The organism is Mesorhizobium sp. M4A.F.Ca.ET.020.02.1.1 (assembly GCF_004022645.1).
Classification (GTDB): domain Bacteria; phylum Pseudomonadota; class Alphaproteobacteria; order Rhizobiales; family Rhizobiaceae; genus Mesorhizobium.
Window position 1 is genome coordinate 1 of sequence record NZ_RZOI01001116.1, and the last position, 1,278, is coordinate 1,278.

The following is a 1,278-nucleotide window of genomic DNA, read 5'->3' on the forward strand; positions in this document are numbered from 1 at the left end:
GTCTCGCACACGTCGGGCTTGCGCTCGCAGATGCCGGCTATGTCGCCGACCGCCTCGCGCGCCGCAAACAGCGCCTGGATCGGCCCAACGGTCTCATGTCCGGCCTCGTCGGTGCCGACATTCAGCGGCAGCGCCAGAAGAACCAGCGAAAACCAGAAAGCCATTCTAATAAGAAAGCCCATCTCAACGCCCTCTCGTCCGTGACCGGATCATGCATCTTTCGGCATGACCTCTTTTATGGGCTGGATCGTGGCACACACGCACAAAGGACGGCTTGCGTGGAAGCAGGGAATTTACCTCAAATTTTAAACGAATTCGAAAGGATTGGTTTTGCAATCGATTTCATTTAAATCTCATCGATTGCATTAACTTTACAATAACCATATAACTATTTGTTTTTTAATGGTGATTTGAAAATCAAATGCGGTCGTCGTCAAGTTTGGCGCACCTCGCCTCCCCCTGCAGGGGCTAACCCTCCGTTTACCATGGCGCGAGATCGCCGGGCTTTCCCGCGCCGGCGTCTCAATATTTGCCGTGGGCCGGGCGTCGACCGGGTCAGCCTTATCCATTCCTTAAACGCTGGATGCGAGTCTCAGGGCAAGCAAAAGCGACCTGCGAAAAGCAGGGCAGTTCACGACCGGGTGCGAGTGCGTTGAGTTCGATTACGGCCAGATACGCTGAATTGCCTGGCGCGATGGCTGCCGGCTGCGAACGTATGGTCCATCCGACCATAACGGGCGTGGGCGAGCGCCTGCGCCAGCGCCGCTTCATCGGCGTCATGCTGGCAGCCCCCTTCCTTGCCGCCGGCGCCGCGGTGACGCTGGTCACCTCGAGCCTTGGCGCCGCCGTGACGGTGACCGCGATCTTCGCCGCCTTCGGCCTTTGCTGGTTCGCCGCGCTGCTGGTTGCGGCATCCGGCCGGATGGCGCTCGTCGGCCGGGCGGCGCTCTTGTTCGGCGGCCTTGCTCTTGCAGGCGCGATCTTCGCCGCCGGCGGTCTTGCCTCGCCGGTCGCGCTGCTTGCGCTTACGCTCCCGTTCGAAGCCTGGTGGATCGGCGGCTCGCGACGCGCCGCCCTGTGGGGCGCGCTGTCCGCGCTCGGCGCCGTCCTGCTGCAGCTTTTCGCCGGCCCGCTGTTGCCGCTCGGCTCGGCCGGGATCGCCGCCTGGCACTGGCTGTTGCCGCTGGCCTGGGCGTTGACCCTGGTCCCGCGTCTGAATTCGCTCCGTGATCCTGGCAACACCCAGCCGGTGTCGCTCGCCCGCGACCGGCTTGAGGA

Annotated in this window: 1 protein-coding gene and 1 pseudogene; one reads left to right on the plus strand and one right to left on the minus strand. The window is 62.7% G+C overall.

The genetic code is table 11. The features are described from left to right. On the minus strand, nucleotides 1–182 hold a 182-nt coding region (locus EN742_RS35305), incomplete at its 3' end, for a DUF5330 domain-containing protein (protein WP_189375739.1). Nucleotides 183–715: 533 nt separating this feature from the next. On the opposite strand from EN742_RS35305, the pseudogene EN742_RS35310 reads away from it, so the two are divergent. Further along, nucleotides 716–1,278, plus strand: a pseudogene (locus EN742_RS35310) (PAS domain-containing sensor histidine kinase); the annotation flags it as partial.